The following is a 19,953-nucleotide window of genomic DNA, read 5'->3' as shown; positions in this document are numbered from 1 at the left end:
ACAGCGCTTGTTATGAAGTCACGCCGATGCCAAAACTTGTCGTGAACAGGCCATATAGGGCGCACTGGCCGAATTGCGATACTAGTTGACCCCGTTGTGACGGAGAATTTGTCGACGTGGCCTCGGCTCTGCAATAAATTAAGGTCTGCCTTACCTTTGTGCGGTTGTTGTGCGTTTCGTGTTTCACCGATGTTGGAGATTGTCGTGAGTCTTGTGTTCGGCGAGGTGCTCTTCAAGGAGTACGTGACCCCGGGAATGGTCCGGATCGTGTTCGGTGGGGAGGGCTTGACCACGTTCCGATCAACAGGTGTCGGTGACGAGTATCTCCGCCTCCATTTCCCGGTTCCCGCAACGGGTAAGTTCGTTCTGCCGGAAGAAGATCCGCACGCGCCACGCGGATGGCGATACCCGGAAGGGGAGGAAGCTTCGCCGTGCCAGCCTTACACGGTGCGACGGTTCGATTCCGAAACCAGCCGTATGACTGTCGATTTCGTGGTTCACGACGGTGGGATAGCCAGCGATTGGGCGCAGAACGCCGCGATTGGTGACGCGCTGGCGATCGGCGAGTCCCGGGGTCTCTACGAGCCACCGGTCGGTGCGTCCTGGCAGGTGTTTGTTGCCGACGCAACCGGACTCCCGGCATTGGGCCGCCTGATCGAAGAGTTGCCTGCGGGCATGTCGGCCAAGGCGATAGTCGAGGTGGTGGACGAGTCGCACAAGCAGCAGGTCGAGTCGGCCGCGGATGTCGAATTCATCTGGTTAGTGGGCAGTGGCAATGGCGTTGCGCCGTCGAAACTTCCGGACGCGGTGCGTGCTCTGAATCTGCCCACCGACCCCGGATACGTCTGGGTGGCGGGGGAAAGCACGATGCTGCGTGACATCCGCAAGTATCTCCGACATGAACTGAAGTTGCCGGCAGAGCAGTACAAGGTGATCGGCTACTGGACGTACAAGGCCGAAGTATGGAATGCGAAATACGAAGCGCTCGACGAGAGTATTCGGGCGCAGTTGGATGCGGCAGGGCAATCCGATCGTGACGAAGAGGAAATTCGTGACGAAGTCGAGAAGACGCTCGAGAGCGCGGGCTTGTGACTATCGCAGTCAACGAGAGCGAGAAGACTGCGGAACTGATCGACGAATCGCTGGCGGAGAAACAGAAGCAACCGGCCGGACTTGTCGAAACGAATTCGCGTCGAACCTTGGGGCTTGTTGTCTGCCTGGCAGTTCTCGGATGTGTTGTGCTCGTGAGTATCGCTGTCGGATCGAAGACCATTCCGTTCGGGACCGTCGTCGACGCGTTGATCAACTATGACGATTCCAACGATCACGTGATCATTCGTGATCTGCGATTGCCTCGCACACTGCTGGGCCTGCTGGTGGGCATGGCGTTAGGCGTAGCCGGTGCACTGATTCAGGCGATGACTCGAAACCCATTGGCGGACCCTGGAATTCTGGGTGTCAATGCCGGTGCGGGATTTGCGATGGTGGTTGCGGTCGCGGTGTTCGGGTTGACCAGCATCTGGTCGTACATCTGGTTCGCGTTCATCGGCGCGGTCATCGCGACCGTCATCGTGTATGCGTTGGGCTCGATCGGACGAGGCGGCACCACACCGATCCGGCTCACCCTTGCCGGCGTGGCAATCGGATCGGTGCTCGGCGGCATCTCGTCCGGAATCACCTTGCTCAACCCGACGGCATTCGACCAGATGCGTCAGTGGAACGCAGGTTCTCTCAGCGGTCGATCCTTGGACATCGTGCTGGCTGTGACACCGTTCATCCTGATCGGGCTCGTACTGGCGCTGGCTCTCGCGCGGCAACTCAACGCCGTCGCTCTCGGTGACGATCTGGCGCGTTCCCTCGGTGCCAACATCACCCGTACCCGTGTGATCGGGATTGTTGCCGTGACCCTGTTGTGCGGCGCGGCCACTGCAGCTGCCGGTCCCATCGGGTTTGTCGGACTGATGGTTCCACACGTTGCCCGCTGGTTCGTCGGACCGGATCAACGCTGGATTCTTCCGTACACGATGGTGTGCGCGCCGATCCTGCTCCTTGCCTCCGATGTGGTCGGACGAATCGTGCTGCGTCCCGGTGAACTTCAAGTCGGCATCGTCACGGCCTTCATCGGTGCTCCGGTACTGATCCTGCTGGTGCGCCGAAGCAAGGTGAGCGGCCTGTGAGTATCGACTTCGGGCGCCCCACCACGGTGGTGCGCTCACCCAAGGAGGGCTGGTCGGCTCGGATCGACGTCCGCACCGTCACCGTGTGCGTCGTACTTGTTGTCATCGGGTTGGGGATCGGCGTTATCGCCCTGGGCAGTGGCGACTATCAGGTGCCGATCACCGATGTCCTTGGCGCGTTGTTCGGTGAGGCACCGGCGCGCATCCACATGGTTGTCGTGGAATGGCGTCTGCCACGGGTGTTGTTGGCGTTGATGCTCGGTGCGGCATTGGGTATGAGCGGTGCGATCTTCCAGTCGCTCACCCGAAATCCGTTGGGCAGCCCCGACATCATCGGCTTCAATTCCGGTGCCTACACCGGCGCGCTTGTTGTCATTCTGCTGGTAGGCGGAACGTACTACGAGATCGCGGTGGGCGCGCTGGTCGGCGGAATCGCCACCGCGGCAGTTGTATACCTGCTCGCGTACAAACGCGGTGTGCAAGGTTTCCGTTTGATCATCGTGGGAATCGCGATCAGCGCGATGCTGGGATCGGTCAACACCTGGTTGATTCTCAAGGCCGAACTCGACGACGCGATGGCTGCCGCCGTGTGGGGAGCCGGTTCGTTGAACGGACTGGGATGGACCCAGGTGTGGCCGGTTGTCGTAGTCCTGGTTGTGCTGGTTCCGCTGATCTTGGTGCTGGGCAGGCGGATGCAGATGCTCGAGATGGGCGACGACGCGGCCAAGGCACTCGGGGTTCGAGCCGAACCCACAAGGCTGTCGTTGGTGGTTCTCGGTGTTGCGCTCACTGCGATGGTGACGGCGGCGGCCGGTCCCATTGGGTTTGTCTCCCTTGCCGCACCACAATTGGTGCGCCGACTGACCGGCAGTGCGGGTGTGACGCTCTTGCCTTCTGCCGCAATGGGTGGGGCGCTGCTGATGATCAGTGACTGGGTCGCACAGCGAGCATTTGCCCCGACTCAGTTGCCTGTCGGAGTTGTGACAGTGTCCATCGGCGGTATCTATTTCGTCTGGCTCCTCGCACGTGAGGCCCGCAAGCAGTGAGCCCCGCCCATGCGATCCCCGCAAGCAGTGACCGGCGTAGGAATGAGGAAAAGCGTGAACGAAACCAGCGGGCAGAACACAAATCGGCTGCGCGCCGAGGGCGTCACGATCGGGTACGACAAGCGGGTCATCTCGCAGAACCTCAACGTCGACATCCCCGACGGCGGCTTCACCGTCATCGTCGGGCCGAATGCCTGCGGCAAATCGACGCTTCTGCGGGCGCTCTCGCGCTTGCTCAAGCCCAGCACCGGCACTGTCCTGCTCGACGGCAAGGCGATCACGTCGTATCCAGCCAAGGAAGTTGCTCGTCGGCTCGGGCTGCTACCGCAGACGTCGATAGCACCCGACGGCATCAAGGTCGCCGATCTTGTTGCGCGCGGCCGGTATCCGCATCAGAAACTGATTCGGCAGTGGTCGCGCGAGGATGAGGCAGCAGTCATCACTGCTATGGAGGCCACGAAGGTAACGGACTTGTCCGCCCGTCTTGTCGACGAACTGTCAGGCGGGCAGCGTCAACGAGTGTGGGTTGCCATGGTTCTCGCGCAGCAGACGCCACTGGTGTTGCTGGACGAGCCGACTACTTTCCTCGATATCGCGCATCAGATCGAATTGTTGGAGCTGTGCCGAGACCTGAACGAGAACGACGGTCACACGTTGGTAGCAGTGCTTCACGATCTGAATCACGCGTGTCGCTACGGAACTCACATCATCGCGATGAAAGACGGCGCGGTTGTAGCCGAAGGCCCACCGGCCGAGATCATCACGGAAGAACTGGTGCAGGAGGTGTTCGGCATGGCGTGCCGCATCATCGACGATCCGGTTTCCCATACGCCACTGGTCATCCCGCTGGGACGGGAGCGGCAACGACGCATCGAAGGAGTGAAGGTATGACACTCGTTTTGGACACGCAGGTCACCGATTTCGAGTGGGCGCAGATAGTCGACCGCATCTCGCGACGTCAATTCTTCGGTGGCGCAGCAGGTGTGGCAGCGGCACTCGCACTGAGCGCCTGCGGAACCTCGGATGCGGAATCCGAGGCGGTCGGGGACACTGTTCCGTACACGTGGGCGGAGTTCAGCGGCGACGTTCCGCGCAGCCCCAAGCGTGTAGTGGTTCTCGACGGCCGGGTCGATCTCGAGTTCGCGATGATGATGGACTACCCGATCGTGGGGTCAGGCAATTTCTGGTTCCCCGATGAAAGCGCCGGGTTTCAATTTCCCGGACGCGCTATCGAGGACGCGAGCTTCGTCAACGTTGCCGGCGATTTCTCGACGAACTTCGAGGCGGTACTCGGCCTCGATCCCGATCTGATCGTGATGACTCATATCGGATACTCGAGCGACTGGTACGGCAACGAACGCTTGGCGTCCATTGCACCGCTCTTGGTGGTCGGAGACGATATCGAACCGATTGCGGGACATCCGGTTGATTGGCGAGGAGCATTGCTGGCGCAAGCGCGTCAACTCGATCGCGTTGCCATCGCCGAGGCATCTATCGCCGAGTACGAGCGCAAGCTCGCCGAGTTGCGTCCGTTGTTGCAGGACAAGCTCGGCGGGAAGAAGCTGGTCTTCGGCGTCCAGACGCCGACGGGTTTTGTTGTACACCAGCGAAATCTGCGGATCAGCGTGGCACTGGACTCCGGACTCGATGTTCTCTTCCGTGACGACAACAATTCCGAGAACTCGTTCGAGGTGTCGTTCGAGCAACTCGATGTTCTGGCGCCGGCCGACGTGATCATCGCGCAGGCCAGAAACCAGGAAGCGCTTGACGTCATCACGACGCAGCCGACGTGGCAGCGGTTACCCGTCGTGCAAGCGGGCAATGTGATCACGACGGACGCGCGGTACAACCAGGGATTTGCGCTCACATCGGCGATCTTCCTCGACGTTCTGGCGGATGCTGCCGGACGCTTCTGACCCCGGCGCCCGAGATACGCACAACCACGATCGATCCGTCAGTCGACAACCAGACTCGCTGCCACTAGTTCCGGCCTTATTGCCTCGAGACCGTGAATGACGCCCTGCTCGTGATCGCGTCATGCCATAGGTGGCGAACGCTGATCAGATCGTTGTAACGACGACCGTTGGATCGGTCGTAGAAGTGGGTATCCAACGTCTCACCCGCGGCCCGGTGGTAAGCGCGCGAATGAATCAACGCCATCGAAACAGGATGGCGGCAGTCGGAAAGGTTGTACGGATCGTATTGTGCGCCTGATGGTGTGGGCGTTTGGCGCTGCAGGCGCGCCAGGACGGTAGGAATGCATCCGATACATCGGCTTGGAGAGAGTTGGCGGCGAACCGACGTGTCGCGGGAAGGCTTGGCTTTACGACAAGATCACGATCATGCTCGACGGCCTCGAAAGGCGTGTGGTCCGGTGACTTATCTACTAACTTAGAAGGTAATGCCCGGTTCATTCCGTTGCGGGTTATGGTTCAGATTGATTCGGGTGGTTGCTCCACGAGAGGCGAGGATCATGGATCTCGAAGCGATTGTGCACATCCAACGGCTCAAGTACCGATATGCGCGTTCGTTGGATACTAAATCCTGGGTCGAATTCGCAGACACCCTGACGGTTGACGCCACCGCAATCTACGGTGAGCAACTCAGTTTCGACTCCCGTGATTCTTTTGTGTCTTTCCTCGAGAACACTCTCGGCTCCCATGTCATCACCGAGCATCAGTGTGGCCAACCGGAGATCGACGTCGACGGTGACACAGCGACCGGGGTGTGGTGCCTCGCCGATACCGTCGTGGTGCCGGAGGACGGCATGCTGATGCGCGGTTCGGCTTTTTATCACGACAGGTATGCCCTGTGCAGCGACGGTAAGTGGAGGATCTCGCATACCAGTTACGAGCGGACCTGGGAGTCGGTGATGTCGCTCTCGGACATGCCGAGCTTTCGGCTGACGTCGAACAAGTGGGCCATGTTGCAGCCGAACTCGTACGGTAACTCGATTCCGGCTGTGTCCGCAGGGTGACGGGCGAAGATATCCGGTCCTGGATTCGAGGACTGCCCGCGCTGACCGGGACACCCCCGCAGGCACCGTCGACCTTTCCCGACCGTCCGAACGACCTGTTCGTGAACTGGCTGCGTGAAGCCGTAGCCGCCGGTGTTCGCGAACCACACGTGTGCGCGCTGTCCACCGTCGACGAAAGCGGTGTCCCCGATACCCGCTACTTGATCCTCAAAGATGTGACGGACGCTGGATTTTGGTTTTCCGGCAGCTCGGTTTCCATGAAGGGGATTGAGCTGCAAGCGAATCCGCATGCGTCATTGGCGTTCTACTGGCGCGAGCAAGGGCGTCAGATCCGAATCAGGGGATCAGTGGAAACCGAAACCGGGCCGGTCAGGGACGCTGACTTTGTCGAGCGCTCCGTCACAGCGAGAGCCGTGGCGGCAGCGAGCCGGACAAGTCAGGTACTGACCGACCCGGACGAGTACAACCGAGTTGTCGAAGAAGCCGTGGCGCGCATCGACAAAGATCCAGGCTATGTCTGCGAGAACTGGCGTGCATGGTGCCTGGTTCCCGAAACGGTCGAGTTCTGGCAAGCGGACCAAGGCCGTCGGCACCAGCGGTGGCAGTATCGCCGCACCGAAAACGGCGATTATCTCCGTGAGGTCCTGTGGCCCTGACCGGTCGTGCTACGTCGCGCTGATCTCCGGCGACACGAGGTTGACGACGATGGACTGCCCGCCGAGCTTTGCGTGAATCTCGGGATGCTCGAACCCCGACGAGAGCAGGTAGCTGCCGAGCATGGTCAGTAGCTCGTCCAGATCAATCGTCGGATCCGACGAATGCGCACTGGACGGCGATGCCTGGTTGGCAAGAAGTTCGGTGTGGGTGAGGCGTCCGGCAACACGAACTGCGGCTACGCCCATGGCGTCGCGTCGGACAACGGTGCGGCTACGAGTCTCGAGGTTGCGCGACGATTCACGGGAAGGTGTGGGTGTTGCGGCAGGCATGGACGGGTCCTCTCCGCTGCTGTGTGCTGCGGTGCTGTAGGTGGGGAGTGCAGTGTCGTGAGTCGGAAGTGCAGTGCTGTCAGTCGGAAGTGCAAAGCTGAAGGCGTCGGTCGGCTTACTTGGCGCAGGGTTGGCTGTTGCTGTGGAACTGGCGGAGCCGTTGGTGAGCCCACCATGTGATCCATTGGCGGGTCGATGTGCGGAACCGTTGGTGGCCCCGTTTGTCGACCCGGTGGGGTTACTTGCTCCATGCGAAGTCGTGTCTTCCATCGTGCGCTCCTGATGCTGTGTGCTCCTGGTGCCCGTAGTCGGACAGGCCCGTAAACAGACCATAGGTTTGCACAATTTCAGTAAACATACCAGGAGTCGGTTTTGCCTAACGCGCCTTCGGCAGTGATCGCTACGCGTGTACCGGAGTGCGCCGTTGAATCTTCAGCCACGCCAGGAATCCCCACACGACAAAGAAGGCGTAAACGAGATAGAGGATCGCCGACGGGTAGTAGCCGGCGCGGAAGAGTAAGGGAACGCCCACCGCGTCGACGCCGATCCAGATGAGCCAGAACTCGGTCCAGCCGCGGGCCATGCCGTAGGTGGCGAGGATCGACCCGGTGAAGATCCAGGCTTCTGCCCACGCGCCGTACGAGCCGAGGACCGTGAAGACCCAGGCGAAAATCGCTGTGCCACTTGCCATGACAGCGACCATGGCCAGACGTTGGCGCGCGCTCGCCCAGTGCGGCAAGACGGCGTCGCCGGAACTGCGTGCACCGCGCCGCCACTGCATCCACCCGTAGATGCTGACGGTGATGAACAGCAACTGGCGGCCGGCTTGGCCGTAGAGATTGAGTTCCTGCGGCGTATGGAACAGCGCACCCATGAACACGGTGAACAGCAAGGCATTTCCGGCGATACCGACAGGCCATGCCCATACTGAACGCCGGGCCCCGGCAATTGCCGAGCCGATGCCGAAGGTGTTCCCGATGATCTCCCGCCACAAGATCGTGGCGCTGCCGATGTGAAGTTCGGCGTCGAACAGCGCCTCGATCAGGCTCATCAGTCTGCAGCGGCGACGAGTGGTTCGAGCGTCAGATCGGGGAGTTCCTTCTGGATGTACTGCAGGCGCCACTTGTCGCTGACCAAGGCGAGCAGGACACCGTCCGAGCGCGTGAAGACCTCTACGCCGCGCTGACGGTTCAGCTCGACCTCGGATGCGGCGTCGGTGCGTCGTGCCAGTGCGTAGCCGAGCGGTTCCATCTTGGCTTCGACGTTGAATTCCGCCTTCATCCGAGCAGCGACGACCTCGAACTGCATGGGGCCGACAGCCGCCATGACGGGCGACGCGTCGCCACGGATGTCGTTGCGGAGAATCTGCACGACGCCCTCGGAATCGAGTTGGTCGACGGCACGGCGGAACTGCTTGTACTTTCCGGCGCTCTCGGCACGCAGGATCGAGAAGTGTTCCGGCGCGAAGGACGGGATCGGCGGGAACTCGGTCTTCTTTTCGGTGTACAGCGTGTGGCCGGGTGCGAGTGCGGTGGCGTTGACCAGGCCGACGACGTCGCCGGGGAACGCGGATTCGACGGTGGAACGTTCACGGCCGAATACCGTCTGCGCGTACTTGGTCGTGAAGGGCTTGCCGGTTTGCGCGTGAGTGACGACCATGCCGCGTTCGAAGACGCCCGAGACGATGCGCATGAACGCCAAGCGGTCACGGTGCGCGGTGTCCATGCCGGCCTGAACCTTGAAGATCACTGCACTGAACGGATCGGTGACCTCGCGCGGCTTGCCGTTGATGTCGTCGCGGGCACGCGGCGGCGGCGCCAACTCGACCAGGGTGTCGAGGATCTGGCGGACACCGAAGTTGAGCATGGCGGACGCGAAGATCACCGGGGACGTCTGCCCGGCAAGGAACATTTCCTGATCGTGGTCCTGGCCGGTAGCCGAGAGCAGTTCACTCTCCTCAGTCGCGGTTTCCCACTCGGAGCCTTCCTTGGCGAGGGCGGCGTCGGCGTCCATGATTTCTTCGGGAGCGATTTTTGCGCCACCGGCGGTGCGAGTGAACCGGACGTATTCGCGAGCTTCGCCGTCCTCGCCGCGTCGCAGCAGGCCGCGGAAGTCGCCGGCGATGCCGACGGGCCAGTACAGGGGAGTAGGTGTGAGGCCGATGCGCTCACTGATCTCGTCCAGCAATTCGAGCGGGGTCTGGCCGGGACGGTCCCACTTGTTGATAACCGTGATGACGGGGATGCCGCGGTGACGACACACCTGGAACAGCTTGAGCGTCTGCGGTTCGAGGCCCTTGGCGGCGTCGATGAGCATGACAGCCGCGTCGACGGCAGTCAGGACGCGGTACGTGTCCTCGGAGAAGTCGGAGTGGCCGGGGGTGTCGACGAGATTGATGACGTTGATCTGATCGTCGGGGGTCTCGGACGAGTGGTAGTTGAACTGCAGCGCGGTGGAACTGACGGAGATGCCGCGGGCTTTCTCCATTTCCATCCAGTCCGAGACCGTCGACTTGCGTCCGGCCTTGCCGTGGACCGCGCCGGCTTCGGAGATCTTTTTTGCGTGCAGGGCCAGCGCTTCGGTGAGCGTCGACTTACCGGCGTCGGGGTGTGAGATGACGGCAAAGGTGCGACGACGTGCAGCTTCGGCCGCGAGGCCCTTCGTGCTGACCGGAGCGGATGTGGCACCGGTGTCGGACTGGACAGTCGAGTCGGTGGGGACAGTCGAGTCGGACGGGGTAGTCAACGAAGAACCTCTCGCAGTGGGAGTAGTGGGCGTAGCGCGATGAAGCACGGGTGCGGACGCACAACAGAGAAAGGATACTCGCCCGCGAATTTGCAGTAACACTCGGCGAACTTTGTCTGATTATCCAGATAGGTGTGCGCTGGATCACATGACGGGTTCGGCACTGTATTCAGGCGTTCTGAGGAGCAGCATTGAGCAAATTCACCGACGAGATGTACAAGAGTGCCGCTGTCAGCGATCACGGCATGGTGACGGGCGAACCGGATAGCCCGTTGCGGCAGACCTGGAGCGACATTCATCGGCAAGCGCGCCGGATGGCGGGTGGATTGGCCGACGCCGGGATCGATCACGGGGTCGCGGTCGGAATCCTGGCCGGTCAACCGGTGGACATCGCGCCGGCCTGTCAGGCGAGTTGGATGCGCGGCGCTTCCGTGACCATGCTGCACCAGCCGACACCGCGAACCGATCTGGCGGTGTGGGCGCAGGACACCCAGAAGGTGATCGACATGATCGCCGCGCGGGCGGTCATTGTCGGGAGCCCGTTCGACGCGGCAAAACCACTCCTCGAAGCCAGCGGCATCACGGTGGTCACGATCGACGAACTGCGAACGGGTCGGGCGATCGATCCGGTCGACACCGCGGAATCGGATATCGCTCTGCAGCAGTTGACGTCAGGCTCGACCGGTTCGCCGAAAGCTGTGCAGATCACGCACGAGAACTTTCACGTCAACGCGTACGCGATGGTCAATCGCATCAAGTTCTCGATCGACGAGGACGTCATGGTGAGTTGGCTCCCGCTCTTCCACGACATGGGAATGGTCGGATTCCTCAGTGTTCCCATGCAATTGGGGGCCGAGGTCGTCAGCATCACGCCGTTGGACTTTCTCCGCAGCCCGATCCTGTGGGCGGAGCTGATGGGAAAGTACGGTGGAACGGTCACGGCCGCACCGAATTTCGCGTACTCGCTTCTTGCTCGACGGCTGGCGCAAGCGGAGGACGGCGCTGTGGATCTCTCCACGGTCCGCTACATGTGGAACGGGGCAGAACCCGTCGACCCCGACACCTTGGACGCCCTCACCAAGGCCGGGGCACGGTTCGGATTGAACCCGACGGCGCTCGCACCGGCCTACGGCATGGCCGAGACAACTCTGGCGGTGTCCATCCCAGACCCGGGTCAAGGGGCGATCGTCGACTACGTGGATCCCGATTTTCTCGATGCGATGTCGCGGGCGGTTCCTTCGAACCGGCCCAACGCGCGGGCTCTCGCGACTCTGGGGAGACTTGTTCCGGACTTGGAGGGCCGCGTCGTCGACGGAGATGGGGAGGTGCTGCCGGCCCGAGGCGTCGGAATCATCGAGGTTCGAGGCAAGGCCGTCACACACGGGTACATCACCACCGAAGGTCGCCGATCCGCGCATGGCGCCGACGGCTGGTTCAACACCGGCGACGTCGGCTACCTCACCGAAGAGGGCCTCGTCGTGGTGTGTGGGAGGGTCAAGGACGTCATTATCATGGGCGGCCGCAATGTCTATCCCACCGATATCGAGCGGGCAGCCGCGACGGTGGTCGGGGTGCGACCCGGAAATGCGGTGGCTGTTCGGCTCGACGCCGGACGGAAGCGAGAGAGCTTTGCAGTTGCCGTCGAGACCAACGCGTTCGAGGACCCCGAGGAAGTTTCCCGTATCGAGCACGATGTGATCCGGGCGGTGTTCTCCGAAGTGGGTCTGCGGCCACGCGCCGTCGCGGTTCTGGGGCCCGGCAGTATCCCGAAAACGTCGTCGGGAAAACTGCGACGGTCCAACTCCGCCGCCCTGATCGGAAAGTGAAGGTCAGTGCAGGCGATTCTGCGCTGCTTCGAGTCCAAGTTCGAGGAGTAACTCCACTGCGTCTGCGGCTTCTTCGCAGACCAGATCGAGTTCTTTGCGCTCGGCTGCGGAGAACGGCTTGAGTACGTAGTCGGCCGGGTCCATCCGGCCGGGCGGGCGGCCGATGCCGACGCGCGTACGCAGGTAGTCCTTGGTGGAGAGTGAACTCGAGATGGAGCGCAAGCCGTTGTGGCCGCCCTCGCCGCCGCCCAGCTTGAGGCGGATGGTTCCGAAGTCGAGATCCAGCTCGTCGTGAACGACGATGATGTTCGACGGGTCAACCGAGAAGAACCGGGCCAGGCCGGCCACGGCACCACCGGAGAGGTTCATGTACGAGCGCGGCTTGCCGAGGATCACGCGTCGGCCGGCCAAGCGGCCTTCGACGATCTCGGCCCCACTCTTCTTGTGCGCGTTGAACTTTCCGCCCATCCGGCCCGCCAGGGTGCCGGCAACCATGAACCCGATGTTGTGCCGGGTCTTTTCGTACTGCGGGCCGGGGTTACCGAGTCCGATCACCAAGGCTGTATCTGTGCTCATCGGAGATTTCCTTTACCGACAGGGGAGTGGACGCGCAAACGGCGCGTCACTCCGAAACTCGGAATGACGCGCCGCGCACAAGCTGTGTTCTCGAGGAGAACGCGAGGATCAGGCCTCTTCGGTTGCTGCCGCTGCCGCTGCCGCTTCTTCGGAAGCCTCGGTAGCTGCTGCGGTGACGTTGACGATCAGCACGTCTGCATCTGCCTGCAGGGTCGAGCCCTTGGGGAGTTCGAGCTGGCTTGCCAGGATCTGGGTGCCGGCCTCGAGGCCCTCGACCGAAACCTCGATCTGCTCGGGGATGTGCAGCGCGTCAGCCTCGAGGGAGATGGTGGCGGCATCCTGAGCGACCATGGTGCCTGCAGCTGCGTCACCGGTGACGACGACGGGAACGTCGATCGTGACCTTCTCGCCCTTCTTGATGACGAGGAGGTCAGCGTGCTCGATGTAGTTGCGGATGGGGTGCACGACGACCGACTTGGTCAGTGCAACCTGCTCCGTGCCGTCGATGTCGAGCGTCAGCACAGCGTTGGTGCCGTGTGCGCGGAGGATGGAAGCGAAGTCGCGAGCGACGACGTTGAGGTGCTTGGGGTCTTCACCGTGGCCGTACAGAACCGTGGGGACCAGGCCGTCGCGGCGTGCGCGGCGAGCTGCACCCTTGCCGAATTCGGTGCGGACGACAGCGACGAGGTTGTTCTCTTCAGACATGATGAAACGGCTCCTACAACTCACGGGGTTCGTGCTCGGTTTACTGACGTGTGGTTCTGTCGGCGACAGATTCTGCCTTCGGAAAGTGGACAGGCGCGCACACGGCCAGGAGCGAAACGCTCGAGCTGAGCCGTAGCCGCGTCGATCACGGAAAACCTGCAGTTAGTGGAGCAGCTGCGATTCACCCTCGCCGAGACAACGTTCCATACAGTACCGGAACTCGCGCGTCGCCGCGAATCGCCGCACGAGTTCCGGTACTTCCCGCTGTGTTCAGTTCACTGCTGCATCAGGAGCGGGCCGCGCTGATTCCGGCGCGACGCCCGAAGAAGCTGCCGTCGCCGAGGCTGGTTCCGCTGGCGTAGCCGCCCGCGCAGACACCGGACGTGCAGCGGCCCGCAGCGAACAGTCCGGGGATCGGCTCGCCGGAAACGTGCAGAACCTCGGAATCGACGGTTGTCTTCAACCCGCCGAGTGTGAAGCCGCCGGTGCGACCGCGCAGGTCGATCGCGGCGAACGGGCCGACGATCGGCTTGACCCACTCGGGCTTCTTGCCAAGCACCGGGTCGGAGTTCGACTCGGCGTGACGGTTGTAGAGATCGACAGTGGATTGCAGCGAGCCGACGGGAAGCCCCATTTCGGCTTCGAGTTCCTCGACCGTTTCCGCTACCCACGTCGGTTGCGCGCGCAACTGCGCACTGGACGATTCGGCGGCGATGCCTTCCTCGTATGCGGCTTCGTCGATGATGAGGAAAGCCTGATTGTCCTGCTGGAACAGCGTTGCCTGGCCGATGCGGCCCGGGTAGGTGTCCTCGGGGATGTATCGCTGACCACGGCCGTTGACGAGAATGCCGCGCACCATCAACTGCGGGTCGCAGAAGAACGCAACCTCGGTGGCGTCCATATGCGCGGTGTCGGCGCCGAGTGCCTGGCCGATCTGGATCGCGCGACCGTCGTGCGCCTCGATGGAAGCGGCCGGATGGCCGAAGATACGCGGCGCGTTGGAGCGCACCATCTCGTTGTTGTAGGCAAAGCTGCCCATCGCCAGCACAACACCCTTGTTGGCGCGGATCGCGACATCCTTGCCGTAACGCTTGGCGACAACGCCGACCACGCGGGGGCCGTCGACCACCAGAGTCTGGACGCGCAAATCGTATTCTGCTCGGACACCGAGCTTTTCGGCCGTCTCGACGAGCGGCTTCATCAGCATGTAGCCGCCGCCCTGCTCGCCGGTCTTCTTCTCGGACATCTGCGGAACGTGTCCACGGGGCGCGGGATCGACCAGCGTGTTGAACGGCGCGGCGTTCTCACCGCCGGAGTACATGAGGCCGTCGTCGAAGGGCGGTTCCCAGCCGGGCTGACCCCAGAACGACTCCTTGAACGGAACGCCGGCGTCGACGAGCCAGTTGTAGTGATCGACGCTGCCTTCGCAGTAGGCATCGATCTTGGCGTCGTCGGTTCCCGGGCCGAGTGCGGCTTTCATGAATGTCTTCATGTTGTCGACGGTGTCGTCGAATCCGCATGCCTTCTGCAGCGCAGTGCCGCCGCCCAGGTAGATGAAGCCGCCGGCCAGTGACGCGGCACCGCCCCAACCGCCGGTTCGCTCGAGCACGAGCACGTCGGCGCCCGCGCGGGCAGCCTCGATTGCCGCGGTGACTCCGGCGATTCCGTAGCCGGCGACAACCACGTCGGCTTCGAAGTCCCAGCTAGAGATGTCGGAAACGGAAATCGGGGAAATTGTGGCGTCGGCCATGGGCGGCGTCCTCTCGCAAAAAATGAACTGATCAGGTGAGAGTCAAGATTTGCAGCTCCGCTCGTCTCCTGCCCGCTGTGATCCCGGTCATCGGGAGACGCTCAAATCCCGTACCGCGCCGAGAAAACTGTCCAGATCATTCTCGTCGACAAAACAGTGCGGGGACGCTCTGACGACGGCGTCGAGCCCGCGTGCCGTCATGTCGAGGAGTGTCGATCCGCGACTGCTCACAGTCACAGTGATGCTCTGCATCGCAAGTCGACTGCGGACTTCGGCGGCCGGAACCGCGTCCAAGGTGAACGAGACGATGCCGCTGAGGATGGGTCCACGATCCTGGACTGTGACACCGGACAGCGCGCCCAGGCCCGCCCGAAGATAGTTCGCCCTCGATTCGATCTGCTGCGCAACGGTTTCCGTCCCCAGCGCCAAGAGGTAGTCCGCCGCGGCGCCGAGTCCGAGGCGAGCCGCGACACTGGTTTCCCACAGTTCGAATCGTGTGGCATCCGGCGCGGGCACATAGGAATCGGGGTGGGTCCAGTCCGCTCCGTGCAGGTCCATCGCGGCAGGTTCGAGCGCGGTCGCCAGTCCGGGACGGACGTAGAGAAACCCCGTTCCCCGTGGGCCCCGAAGCCACTTGCGGCCCGTGGCGCTCAACGCGTCGACGCCGAGGGCAGCCACGTCGATGGGCAGTTGGCCGACCGATTGGCACGCGTCGAGAAGCACCAGTGCGCCGTGTCGCGCGGCCAGTTCGACAACCTCACGGACCGGGTTGACCAGGCCGCTGTTCGTGGGGGCGTGGACAACCGAGATGACGCGGACACGGTCGTCGAGCATCGCTTCGAGTGCGTCGAGGTCGATCCGGCCGTCGGAATCGCTCGGAATCACCTCGACCTTCGCGCCGGTCGACCGCGCCCGCCCCAGCGCGGCGATGGCGTTGCTGGCGTACTCGACACCGCAGATCAGGACGCGGTCGCCCGGGCTCAAGGGCACGGCTGCAAAAAAGTCGTTCCAGGCGCGGGTTGCGCTGTCGGTCAAGGCGATATCCGAAGGCTGGGCGCCGATCACCCGGGCCAGTGAGTGTGGAACCGCAGCCAGGGCATCGCTGCGGCGATCTGCGGCGACGTAGCCGCCGACGTCGGCTTCCAGACGCAGATGCTCGATCATCGCCGTCAATACCGGTTCGGGCGGTAGCGAGGATCCGGCGCTGTCGAGGAACGCCTTGTCGAGGCACCCAGGGGTGTCGCGGCGGATCGAGGTGAGGTCGAACATGGCACCATCCGTTCACTTCGGTGTGGTTCAAAGGCTCTGTGAACGAAGCTATACCGATGGACCGCACCCTGGGGACGTTCGACGCCGTGGTGATCGGCCTTGCCGCGATGATCGGTGCCGGAGTGTTCGTGGTGTTCGCGCCGGCAGCGGCAGCGGCCGGCACGGGATTGATGTTCGGTCTGGCGATCGCGGCATTCGTGGCGTACTGCAACGCCACGTCGTCGGCGCAACTGGCCGCGCGTTATCCGACCTCAGGCGGGACGTACGTCTACGGACGTGAGCAACTCGGGCCGTGGTGGGGGTTCATTGCGGGGTGGTCGTTTGTGATCGGGAAGATCGCGAGCTGCGGGGCGATGGCGTTGACCTTCGCGACTTACGTTGTACCCGAACCGTATCGGAAGCCCGTCGCCGTGGCGCTAGTGGTGCTGCTAGTCGCGGTGAACTATCGCGGTGTCACCAGGACCGCGCAGATGGCGCGAGTGATCGTCGCGATGTCCGTGACGGCAATCGGCGTGGGTTTGTGTGTATCGCTGTGGGGGCCGGGTGCTCATCGTGCGATGCCTGACGTTGTCTTCGGCTCCTGGTACGGGGTTCTGCAATCGGCGGGGTTACTGTTCTTCGCCTTTGCCGGGTACGCCCGCATCGCGACTCTGGGGGAGGAAGTCCGGGATCCTCGGCGCACAATTCCACGCGCAATCCTGATAGCACTGGGAGCTGCGGTAGTCATCTATGCACTGGTAGCGGTGGTTCTTCTGGTTACTCTGGGGCAGGAGAGACTTGCGGAGTCGACCCGTCCGCTCGCGGATGCCGTCGCGCTTTCCGGGTGGGGGTGGGCTGAACCGATTGTGGTCGTCGGCGCCGCCGCCGCATCCGCTGGTGCGCTGTTGGCGCTGATCGCGGGAGTGAGCAGAACCGCGATGGCGATGGGCCGGGAACGGGATCTGCCCCCGACTTTCGCAGCGATTCACCCCAAATTTTCTGTGCCACATCACGCTGAACTGGCTGTCGGAGCGATCGTGATCGCACTGGTCTCGATGGTCGATCTGCGTGGTGTGATCGGGTTTTCGTCGTTCGGGGTGCTGGTGTACTACCTAGTGGCAAATGTCAGTGCGTATACCCAAGGCGGCGCGGATCGGATGTTCCCGCGCTGGCTTCAGGTCGTCGGAGCGCTGGGATGTGCGGTCCTGGCGTTCACGCTGCCTACTTCGGCAGTTGCGGCGGGGACAGGTGTTGTTCTTCTGGGTTGTGGGTACCGGTGGATACGACTGAAAAAATTTGGCGACACGTAACACGGCAAAGGGTGCAATCGGTGTGTGCGGGCTCTATCGTCGGTACAACCGCTAGAGCCCGCGAACCGCTAGACATACCCAAAGGGGAAGTCGAATGGCAACCGCAGTACTGGAAACGACGCTGGACTCACGTCCCGCCGCCGAGGCATACATCGGTGGGGTGTGCTTCAAACAGGGCCCGCCGCGACTCATCGGGACCGAGATCGAATGGCTGACCAGGGATGCCGGTGGTGGTCGTCCGTCGCTCGAAGCGCTGGCCCACGCGCTGGGTAAACATACGCCCACCAGCATCGACCCGGAATCTCCTGGCGCCCCACTTCCGGGTGGAAGTTATGTGACCGTCGAACCGGGCGGTCAGATCGAACTTTCCTCGGCGCCGCGCACGTCAGCCCGCGAAGTATGCGACTACCTGGGTGAAGACCACCGCGTGTTGAGTGCGCTTCTGCACGATCAGTCCATCGAGATGTACGACGGTTCGGCGGATGAGCTGCGTGAACCACACCGCTTGCTGCGACTGCCCCGATACTGCGCCATGGAACATCAGTTTGCCTCTATCGGGCCGTACGGAACCCTCATGATGTGCAACACCGCCGCCGTGCAGGTGAGCGTCGATGCGGGTGGCAGCCAAGAAGCTATAGCGCGGCGGTGGCGACTCCTCGGCGACATCGGACCGGCTCTGATCGCCGCATTTGCGTGTTCGCCACAGCTGGAAGGGATTCCGCGAGGTGAGTGGGCGTCGCAACGGATGCGGACGTGGCTCGAACTTGATGCCAGGCGCACTATGCCCGTCGTCGATGCCGCCGATTATGCGCAGTGGGCCTTGAACGTCCCGCTGATGTGTGTCCGGAACAGTTCCGAAGACTGGACTGCGCCGCGGGGCGCCACGTTTGGCGACTGGATCGACGGGGCACTCGAATCCGACATAGGTCGTGCGCCCACGTCCGAGGATCTGGACTACCACCTGTCCACGATGTTTCCGCCGGTCCGTGCGGCAGGACATCTGGAGGTGAGGTACATCGACGCTCAACCCGGCGATCTGTGGCGCGTGCCGATAGCCGCGATCGATGCGCTGCTGTCCGGGCCTGCAGTGATGCAGGAAGCAAGCGATGCCGCGGCATCGACGGCGGGCCGCTGGCGGGATGCCGCGGAATACGGGCTGGTGGACGTCGAATTACGTTCGGCAGCAACATCTCTGATGTCGCTCGCAGCGTCGTATGCGCCTGATCCCGAGTTTGTTCGTCTCCTCGATCGTGCGGCCGAGCGGTGTTGTCGGGGCCTGGCACCGGTCGAGGGAACCTGATGTCGGCAGAGGTCACCAAGGAGGCGGTCGAGACCGTCCTGGATCGGGCACGAGCGCGTTCGCTGCTGCTCACCGATTGTGTCGACGACACCGAGTTGATCGCCCAGCACTCGCCGCTCATGAGTCCGCTGGTGTGGGATCTTGCCCATATCGGCAACCAGGAGGAACTGTGGCTGGTACGCGATGTGGGCGGGCGAGAACCGGTCAGGCGCGATATCGACGACATGTACGACGCGTTCAAACACTCGCGGCCCACGCGGCCTGAGCTTCCACTGTTGGACCCGGCCGAATCGCGTCAATACATACGTACGGTTCGAGGCAAGGTGTTGGACGTCCTGGCTGACAGCAACTTCGACGGAAAACCACTCGAACGCAGCGGGTTTGCGTTCGGCATGATCGCCCAGCACGAACAGCAACACGCCGAAAGTATGCTCGCGACACACCAATTACGTTCCGGCCCTGCGGCACTCGTGGCCACACCAGCTCCCGCTGTGCGGCGCAAGCCCCTTCATGACGAGGTGGTCGTTCCCGCCGGGCCGTTTGTGATGGGTACCGATGACGAACCGTGGGCTCTCGACAACGAGAGAACCGCTCACCAGGTGTATCTGGGCCCCTATGCCATCGACCGATTCCCGGTTACCAACGGTGAGTTCATCGAATTCATCGACGACGGCGGGTATTCCCGGCCCGAACTGTGGTCGCGGGTCGGGTGGCGTCATCGCATCGATGCCAAGCTCACTGCGCCCTTGTTCTGGGAACGCGACGGATCAACGTGGTGGCAGCGGTCTTTCGGCACCGACAAACCGGTAGCGATTCGCCGCCCGGTGGTGCATGTCAGCTACTTCGAAGCCGAAGCCTATGCAACCTGGGCCGGCAAGCGACTTCCCACCGAAGCCGAATGGGAGAAAGCGGCGCGGTGGGATCCCGAATCCGGGCGGTCCCGCCGATTCCCGTGGGGCGATGACGCACCGGACGAGACTCGCGCCAATCTCGGCCAACGGCATCTGTCTCCGGCTGATGCGGGGGCATATCCCGACGGTGCGTCGGCGTACGGCGTGCAGCAGTTGATCGGGGACGTGTGGGAATGGACGTCTTCCGGTTTCCATCCGTACCCGGGGTTTCACGCGTTTCCATACCGTGAGTACTCCGAGGTGTTCTTCGGCGGTGATTACAAGATGCTGCGCGGTGGTTCGTTCGGAACCGACAGCGTTGCGTGCCGTGGCACCTTCCGCAATTGGGATCATCCGATCCGGCGTCAGATATTCTCCGGATTTCGCTGCGCCAGAACACTGTCCGGGCACGTCTGA

At 62.6% G+C, this 19,953-nt stretch carries 18 protein-coding genes; 11 read left to right on the top strand and 7 right to left on the bottom strand.

Annotated elements, in window-relative coordinates; translation table 11 throughout:
• Window positions 1-204: 204 nt before the first annotated feature.
• The 7 genes from EEB13_RS22550 (at window position 205) to EEB13_RS22520 (ending at window position 6,856) form a co-directional block, all read left to right on the top strand.
• Window positions 205-1,092, top strand: coding sequence for a siderophore-interacting protein (locus EEB13_RS22550; RefSeq protein ID WP_261984619.1), 888 nt, complete (start codon window positions 205-207; stop codon window positions 1,090-1,092).
• A 2-nt stretch (window positions 1,093-1,094) separates the two neighbouring features.
• Window positions 1,095-2,177 carry a Fe(3+)-siderophore ABC transporter permease gene (locus tag EEB13_RS22545; RefSeq protein ID WP_141486687.1) on the top strand — a complete coding sequence of 361 codons (1,083 nt, stop codon included), beginning with the start codon at window positions 1,095-1,097 and terminating at the stop codon, window positions 2,175-2,177.
• Window positions 2,174-3,223 carry an iron-enterobactin ABC transporter permease gene (fepG, locus tag EEB13_RS22540; protein WP_141486332.1) on the top strand — a complete coding sequence of 350 codons (1,050 nt, stop codon included), beginning with the start codon at window positions 2,174-2,176 and terminating at the stop codon, window positions 3,221-3,223. The genes EEB13_RS22545 and fepG overlap by 4 nt, the downstream gene beginning before the upstream one ends.
• Window positions 3,224-3,265: 42 nt before the next feature.
• Window positions 3,266-4,114, top strand: coding sequence for an ABC transporter ATP-binding protein (locus EEB13_RS22535; protein WP_187328613.1), 849 nt, complete (start codon window positions 3,266-3,268; stop codon window positions 4,112-4,114).
• Window positions 4,111-5,139: an ABC transporter substrate-binding protein gene (locus EEB13_RS22530; protein ID WP_141486331.1), complete on the top strand. Its 1,029-nt coding sequence runs from the start codon at window positions 4,111-4,113 to the stop codon at window positions 5,137-5,139. The genes EEB13_RS22535 and EEB13_RS22530 overlap by 4 nt, the downstream gene beginning before the upstream one ends.
• Before the next feature lie 557 nt (window positions 5,140-5,696).
• Entirely contained in the window at window positions 5,697-6,200 is a 504-nt protein-coding gene (locus EEB13_RS22525; protein WP_033234278.1) for a nuclear transport factor 2 family protein, read from the top strand.
• Window positions 6,197-6,856, top strand: coding sequence for a pyridoxal 5'-phosphate synthase (locus tag EEB13_RS22520; RefSeq protein ID WP_141486330.1), 660 nt, complete (start codon window positions 6,197-6,199; stop codon window positions 6,854-6,856). Before EEB13_RS22525 ends, EEB13_RS22520 begins: the two co-directional genes overlap by 4 nt.
• Before the next feature lie 9 nt (window positions 6,857-6,865).
• Here EEB13_RS22520 and EEB13_RS22515 read toward each other — a convergent pair whose 3' ends face one another.
• The 3 genes from EEB13_RS22515 to EEB13_RS22505 all read right to left on the bottom strand — a co-directional run bounded on the left by EEB13_RS22515 (window position 6,866) and on the right by EEB13_RS22505 (window position 9,931).
• On the bottom strand, window positions 6,866-7,456 hold the full coding sequence (locus EEB13_RS22515) for a hypothetical protein (RefSeq protein WP_141486329.1): 591 nt from the start codon (window positions 7,454-7,456) through the stop codon (window positions 6,866-6,868).
• 130 nt (window positions 7,457-7,586) lie between these two features.
• Window positions 7,587-8,237, bottom strand: coding sequence for a nicotinamide riboside transporter PnuC (pnuC, locus tag EEB13_RS22510; RefSeq protein WP_141486328.1), 651 nt, complete (start codon window positions 8,235-8,237; stop codon window positions 7,587-7,589).
• Window positions 8,237-9,931 (bottom strand): peptide chain release factor 3, encoded by a 1,695-nt coding sequence (locus EEB13_RS22505; RefSeq protein ID WP_141486327.1) that lies wholly within the window; start codon window positions 9,929-9,931, stop codon window positions 8,237-8,239. Before EEB13_RS22505 ends, pnuC begins: the two co-directional genes overlap by 1 nt.
• 191 nt (window positions 9,932-10,122) lie before the next feature.
• On the opposite strand from EEB13_RS22505, the gene EEB13_RS22500 reads away from it, so the two are divergent.
• Window positions 10,123-11,757, top strand: coding sequence for a fatty acyl-AMP ligase (locus tag EEB13_RS22500; RefSeq protein WP_033234283.1), 1,635 nt, complete (start codon window positions 10,123-10,125; stop codon window positions 11,755-11,757).
• A 3-nt stretch (window positions 11,758-11,760) separates the two neighbouring features.
• On the opposite strand, the gene pth is transcribed toward EEB13_RS22500, so the two are convergent.
• From pth to EEB13_RS22475, 4 genes are all read right to left on the bottom strand, one after another.
• Entirely contained in the window at window positions 11,761-12,333 is a 573-nt protein-coding gene (pth, locus tag EEB13_RS22495) for an aminoacyl-tRNA hydrolase (RefSeq protein WP_033234284.1), read from the bottom strand.
• A gap of 108 nt (window positions 12,334-12,441) precedes the next feature.
• Complete coding sequence (locus EEB13_RS22490; RefSeq protein ID WP_033234285.1) at window positions 12,442-13,038, bottom strand: 50S ribosomal protein L25/general stress protein Ctc; 597 nt, start codon at window positions 13,036-13,038, stop codon at window positions 12,442-12,444.
• A 286-nt stretch (window positions 13,039-13,324) separates the two neighbouring features.
• Window positions 13,325-14,788 carry an FAD-dependent oxidoreductase gene (locus tag EEB13_RS22480; RefSeq protein WP_033234286.1) on the bottom strand — a complete coding sequence of 488 codons (1,464 nt, stop codon included), beginning with the start codon at window positions 14,786-14,788 and terminating at the stop codon, window positions 13,325-13,327.
• Window positions 14,789-14,875: 87 nt separating this feature from the next.
• Entirely contained in the window at window positions 14,876-16,057 is a 1,182-nt protein-coding gene (locus tag EEB13_RS22475) for an aminotransferase class V-fold PLP-dependent enzyme (protein WP_141486326.1), read from the bottom strand.
• Between the two features lie 56 nt (window positions 16,058-16,113).
• Between EEB13_RS22475 and EEB13_RS22470 the strand changes: the two genes are divergently transcribed.
• The 3 genes from EEB13_RS22470 (at window position 16,114) to egtB (ending at window position 19,953) form a co-directional block, all read left to right on the top strand.
• Window positions 16,114-17,346, top strand: coding sequence for an APC family permease (locus EEB13_RS22470; RefSeq protein ID WP_141486325.1), 1,233 nt, complete (start codon window positions 16,114-16,116; stop codon window positions 17,344-17,346).
• Between the two features lie 94 nt (window positions 17,347-17,440).
• A complete protein-coding gene (gene egtA, locus EEB13_RS22465) occupies window positions 17,441-18,646 on the top strand; it encodes an ergothioneine biosynthesis glutamate--cysteine ligase EgtA (protein ID WP_141486324.1) in 1,206 nt (401 codons plus the stop codon).
• Window positions 18,646-19,953, top strand: a complete 1,308-nt coding sequence (gene egtB / locus EEB13_RS22460) for an ergothioneine biosynthesis protein EgtB (RefSeq protein WP_141486323.1) — start codon at window positions 18,646-18,648, stop codon at window positions 19,951-19,953. The genes egtA and egtB overlap by 1 nt, the downstream gene beginning before the upstream one ends.

Source organism: Rhodococcus sp. WS3, assembly GCF_003797085.1.
Classification (GTDB): Bacteria; Actinomycetota; Actinomycetes; order Mycobacteriales; family Mycobacteriaceae; genus Rhodococcus_F; species Rhodococcus_F globerula.
Note: the sequence above shows the minus strand (reverse complement) of the source record. Positions and strands in the feature narration are given on the sequence as shown.

Coding starts and splice junctions, on each gene's coding strand:
- pth (WP_033234284.1), bottom strand. CDS start 12,333: ATGAGCACAGATACAGCCTTGGTGATCGGACTCGGTAACCCCGGCCCG.
- egtA (WP_141486324.1), top strand. CDS start 17,441: ATGGCAACCGCAGTACTGGAAACGACGCTGGACTCACGTCCCGCCGCC.
- EEB13_RS22525 (WP_033234278.1), top strand. CDS start 5,697: ATGGATCTCGAAGCGATTGTGCACATCCAACGGCTCAAGTACCGATAT.
- EEB13_RS22535 (WP_187328613.1), top strand. CDS start 3,266: ATGAGGAAAAGCGTGAACGAAACCAGCGGGCAGAACACAAATCGGCTG.
- EEB13_RS22530 (WP_141486331.1), top strand. CDS start 4,111: ATGACACTCGTTTTGGACACGCAGGTCACCGATTTCGAGTGGGCGCAG.
- EEB13_RS22480 (WP_033234286.1), bottom strand. CDS start 14,788: ATGGCCGACGCCACAATTTCCCCGATTTCCGTTTCCGACATCTCTAGC.
- pnuC (WP_141486328.1), bottom strand. CDS start 8,237: ATGAGCCTGATCGAGGCGCTGTTCGACGCCGAACTTCACATCGGCAGC.
- EEB13_RS22490 (WP_033234285.1), bottom strand. CDS start 13,038: ATGTCTGAAGAGAACAACCTCGTCGCTGTCGTCCGCACCGAATTCGGC.
- EEB13_RS22475 (WP_141486326.1), bottom strand. CDS start 16,057: ATGTTCGACCTCACCTCGATCCGCCGCGACACCCCTGGGTGCCTCGAC.
- egtB (WP_141486323.1), top strand. CDS start 18,646: ATGTCGGCAGAGGTCACCAAGGAGGCGGTCGAGACCGTCCTGGATCGG.
- EEB13_RS22515 (WP_141486329.1), bottom strand. CDS start 7,456: ATGGAAGACACGACTTCGCATGGAGCAAGTAACCCCACCGGGTCGACA.
- EEB13_RS22470 (WP_141486325.1), top strand. CDS start 16,114: ATGGACCGCACCCTGGGGACGTTCGACGCCGTGGTGATCGGCCTTGCC.